Raw genomic sequence first — 4,253 nt, 5'->3', positions numbered from 1 at the left:
TGCGTGAAATGATGCCTTGGATTCAAAAAATCGTCGATAAAACCAAAAACTAATTAGTTTTTTGGGTTGTCCTCAAACAAGGGCAGGTTGCTTGGCAATCTGCCCTTGTTTTGTTTATGCAGGTACGGATGTCATAATGAAACTACTTCTTCTCTGAATACAGGACATTTATGGATAATCATGAAGAACAACAAAAACGCGGCATTTACCTTTTACCGAATTTATTTACCACAGCTTGCCTGTTCGCTGGTTTCTACGCCATTGTTGCTGCGATAAGGGGCGACTTCACAACTGCAGCAGTCGCAATCTTTGTTGCGATGGTGATGGATGGGCTGGATGGCCGCATTGCTCGTTTAACCAATACTCAAAGCGCTTTTGGAGCAGAGTATGACAGCCTTGCCGATATGGTTGCCTTTGGTCTGGCTCCTGCTTTGGTTATGTTTGAATGGGCTTTGAATGGTTTAGGTAAGTTTGGTTGGATGGTGGCATTTATTTACGCTGCCTGCGGTGCGTTGCGTCTTGCACGCTTTAATACTCAGGTAGGAATTGCTGATAAACGCTATTTTCAAGGATTGCCAAGTCCTGCTGCAGCAGCCTGTATTGCTGGCTGGGTCTGGGTAGGACATAACAATCAACTGGATCCGTCATTGTTATCATTTGTAGGTGTGCCGCTGACATTTGCCACAGCTATTCTTATGGTCAGTACTGTGCGCTATCACAGTTTTAAAGAGCTGGATTTGCGAGGCAAAGTACCCTTTATGGTGATGCTCGGTCTGGTTTTGGTTTTTGCACTTATTGCAACAGATCCGCCAATTGTCCTTTTCACGGCATTTTTACTGTATGCGATTTCCGGACCGGTTTTTACACTGATTCAATTACGTAAGCATCGTAACGAACGCGCACAATCAAAATAAAATCCAAGGATGGTGAGGCGGATCATTTCTCACATCAATGCGAGAAATAGATGTTTATGAGGGAAAATAATCTTGCAATTCTTTCTGCAACCCTCATTTAACCTCATTATAATGACCATAAAAAATGTGCTCAGCGATGGGCAAAATGTTCGGAGCGAGCGAAATGAAAGACCAGTTAATAATATTTGATACCACATTGCGTGATGGGGAGCAGAGTCCTGGCGCATCGATGACCAAAGATGAAAAGGTCAGGATTGCCAAATCTCTGGAACGTATGCGTGTCGATATTATTGAGGCTGGTTTTCCGATTGCCAGTATTGGTGACTTTGAAGCGGTACAAGCTGTTGCTAAAGCGGTGAAGGACAGCCGTATCTGTGGTTTGGCTCGTGCCCTGGACAAAGATATTGATCGGGCCGGTGAGGCGCTTAAATCAGCCAATGCCTCTCGTATTCACACCTTTATTGCCACCTCACCAATCCATATGCAGATGAAATTGCGGATGCAACCGGATGAAGTGATTGAAAATGCGGTAAAGGCTGTGAAAAGGGCACGACTCTATACTGATGATGTTGAGTTTTCACCGGAAGATGCCGGACGCAGCGATCTGGATTTTTTGTGCAGGGTGTTGGAAGCCGTGATTGATGCCGGCGCTAAAACCTTGAATATTCCGGATACAGTGGGTTACAACCTGCCACACCAATTTGGCGAATTAATCAAAAATCTGCGAGAAAGAATTCCAAACTCGGATAAAGCCATTTTCTCGGTGCACTGTCACAACGATTTGGGTCTGGCGGTGGCTAATTCGCTCTCAGCCGTTATGAATGGCGCCCGACAGGTGGAATGTACTATCAATGGACTGGGCGAAAGAGCCGGCAATGCTTCCTTGGAAGAGGTAGTGATGGCCGTGCGAACCCGTCAGGATATGTTCGATTGTGATACTCGACTGGATACAACCCAAATATTGGCTGCTTCCCGATTGGTTTCAGGTGTCACTGGTTTTGTAGTACAGCCAAATAAGGCGATTGTCGGTGCCAATGCTTTTGCCCATGAGTCTGGTATTCATCAGGATGGTGTACTGAAAAATCGCGAAACGTATGAAATCATGCGTGCTGAAGATGTGGGCTGGAACACCAATCGTATGGTTTTGGGTAAACATTCCGGACGTAACGCTTTTCGATCTCGATTAAAAGAGTTGGGAATTGAACTTGAATCCGAAGAAGATTTAAACACAGCATTTATGCGGTTTAAAGAATTGGCAGATAAAAAACACGAAGTATTTGATGAAGATATTCAAGCGCTTGTCAGTGATACCTTGACGGAAGATAACGAGCGTATTCGCTTGATTTCAATGCGGGTCTGCAGTGAAACAGGCGAGATACCGGTGGCCAATGTCACCCTTGCAGTTGACGATAGTGAAGTAAAAACCGAGATGAAAGGCAGTGGACCGGTTGATGCCGCTTTTAAAGCGATTGAATCAATGGTGCAGAGCCATACGGAATTGCAGTTGTATTCTGTAAGCAACATTACCAGTGGCACCGATTCTCAGGGAGAAGTCAGTGTCCGGCTGGAAAAAGGTGGCCGTATTGTCAGCGGACAGGGTACAGACACTGATATCGTTATCGCCTCCGCCAAAGCTTACATTAACGCTCTGAATAAAATGTTATTGCCCTCTGACCGGGCGCACCCGCAAGTCTGATGCGTTTATCTGCTGAACAGTATTTTGCACTTGATCAGATGGGTATCCCTGTCTGGGTGCAACGACAAGATGACGCTGTTAAATCAGATTTAACCATTTCGGAAAGTGAAATTGTTAATCATATTGACTATACAAATTCGTGGTTAGTTATTTCTGAAAATGCGCTGACCGGCATGGAAAATCGTCTGTTACGAGCCATTTTTGGTAGTATTGGTATCAGTCTGGACGATGTGACAGTAGTGGAGCAGCAGCATGCAAACGTTTTAAAGATGTTTTCGGCTGATAAAACGGTATCGTTGGTATTGGGTGCAGAATTGGCAGCCAAACTGAACGTAAAACCCCATGACACATTAGCCTGCCAGCAGCTCGAAAATAATATGCAAACGTTGGTTGGGCCAAGTCTGAGAACATTGCTGGAGCAACCACTGCTTAAGTTCGAGATGTGGCAAACTATCCAGAAATTTCGGAACTTAAGAGCTTAACCGAGTGACTGAATTAGCAATTAGTCATATGCAACTGGCAGATATAGAAAAAGTCTGGCAGATTGAAAAACAGTCAAACCGTTTTCCCTGGTCCAAAGGTAATTTTGAAGACTGTCTTAAAAGCGGTTATAGAACTTTCCTCTACGCAATAGATAATGAAATAATTGGTTATAGCGTTGTACAATCTGTTCTGGACGAAGTTCATTTACTGAATATTTGCGTCAAACCCGGTCATCAGGGGAAAGGATTTGGTAGACAGATTCTGAATCATGTTATTGAGATTGCACTGGAGCAGTCTGCTGCAATTATCGTATTAGAAGTTCGAGCCAGCAACTTCAGAGCTCAACAGCTTTATTTATCAACCGGTTTTAATGAAATGTCAGTACGTCGAGGTTATTATCCTGCTGAACAGGGCAGGGAAGATGGCGTGTTGATGGGACTGGAACTTGGCATGTTAGCGCAGTTGGGTCAAAACTTGCTATAAGACATGCCCTCACTTAGACTAACGGGTTTACGTTGGTTATTTTCAATCAAGGAGATTTTTTATGGCTTTTGAATTGCCACCACTTCCTTATGCAAAAGATGCTTTGGAACCACACATCTCTGCAGAGACTCTTGAATACCATTACGGTAAACATCACCAAACATATGTAAATAACCTGAACAATCTGGTTCCTGGAACCGAATTTGAAGGTCAACCGCTGGAAACCATTATCACTAAATCCAGTGGTGGTGTTTTCAATAATGCTGCACAGGTTTGGAATCACACTTTCTACTGGAACTGCCTGACACCGAATGGCAAAGATGCGGTTTCTGGTGATCTGGCAGCAGCAATTGATGCCAAGTTTGGTTCATTTGCAGAATTTAAAGATCAATTTACCAAATCGGCTACCACTAACTTCGGTTCAGGTTGGACCTGGCTGGTAAAAAATGCTGATGGCAGCATTGAGATTGTGAATACCAGCAATGCCGGTTGCCCGCTTACTGCAGGCCAAACACCATTATTAACCTGTGATGTTTGGGAGCATGCTTACTACATTGATTACCGAAATGCCCGTCCTAAATATCTGGAATCATTCTGGACACTGGTAAATTGGGACTTTGTTGCGGCTAATTTCGCAGCATAAACAACAAGATCAGTCAGTAGTCTTATGACTGCTG

At 44.1% G+C, this 4,253-nt stretch carries 5 protein-coding genes; all 5 read left to right on the top strand.

The genetic code is table 11. The annotated features are described in order from the left end of the window. The first annotated feature begins 170 nt into the window (after positions 1-170). The 5 genes from pssA (at position 171) to sodB (ending at position 4,219) form a co-directional block, all read left to right on the top strand. Positions 171-914 carry a CDP-diacylglycerol--serine O-phosphatidyltransferase gene (gene pssA, locus B3M51_RS07125; RefSeq protein ID WP_014707229.1) on the top strand — a complete coding sequence of 248 codons (744 nt, stop codon included), beginning with the start codon at positions 171-173 and terminating at the stop codon, positions 912-914. A 163-nt stretch (positions 915-1,077) separates the two neighbouring features. Beyond that, positions 1,078-2,610, top strand: coding sequence for a 2-isopropylmalate synthase (locus tag B3M51_RS07120; protein ID WP_292357230.1), 1,533 nt, complete (start codon positions 1,078-1,080; stop codon positions 2,608-2,610). Next, positions 2,610-3,092, top strand: a complete 483-nt coding sequence (locus B3M51_RS07115) for a DNA polymerase III subunit psi (RefSeq protein WP_292757892.1) — start codon at positions 2,610-2,612, stop codon at positions 3,090-3,092. Before B3M51_RS07120 ends, B3M51_RS07115 begins: the two co-directional genes overlap by 1 nt. A gap of 4 nt (positions 3,093-3,096) precedes the next feature. Next, positions 3,097-3,576: a ribosomal protein S18-alanine N-acetyltransferase gene (gene rimI, locus B3M51_RS07110; RefSeq protein WP_292757890.1), complete on the top strand. Its 480-nt coding sequence runs from the start codon at positions 3,097-3,099 to the stop codon at positions 3,574-3,576. 61 nt (positions 3,577-3,637) lie between these two features. Then, on the top strand, positions 3,638-4,219 hold the full coding sequence (sodB, locus tag B3M51_RS07105) for a superoxide dismutase [Fe] (protein ID WP_014707224.1): 582 nt from the start codon (positions 3,638-3,640) through the stop codon (positions 4,217-4,219). Positions 4,220-4,253: the final 34 nt, after the last annotated feature.

Origin of the sequence: Methylophaga sp. UBA2689, from assembly GCA_002354555.1 — a bacterium.
Lineage (GTDB): Bacteria > Pseudomonadota > Gammaproteobacteria > Nitrosococcales > Methylophagaceae > Methylophaga.
This window is presented reverse-complemented; position numbering and strand designations above follow the sequence as displayed.

What these genes read in the sequence shown, in the direction of transcription:
- pssA (WP_014707229.1), top strand. Translation starts at nt 171, where the DNA reads ATGGATAATCATGAAGAACAACAAAAACGCGGCATTTACCTTTTACCG.
- B3M51_RS07115 (WP_292757892.1), top strand. Translation starts at nt 2,610, where the DNA reads ATGCGTTTATCTGCTGAACAGTATTTTGCACTTGATCAGATGGGTATC.
- sodB (WP_014707224.1), top strand. Translation starts at nt 3,638, where the DNA reads ATGGCTTTTGAATTGCCACCACTTCCTTATGCAAAAGATGCTTTGGAA.
- B3M51_RS07120 (WP_292357230.1), top strand. Translation starts at nt 1,078, where the DNA reads ATGAAAGACCAGTTAATAATATTTGATACCACATTGCGTGATGGGGAG.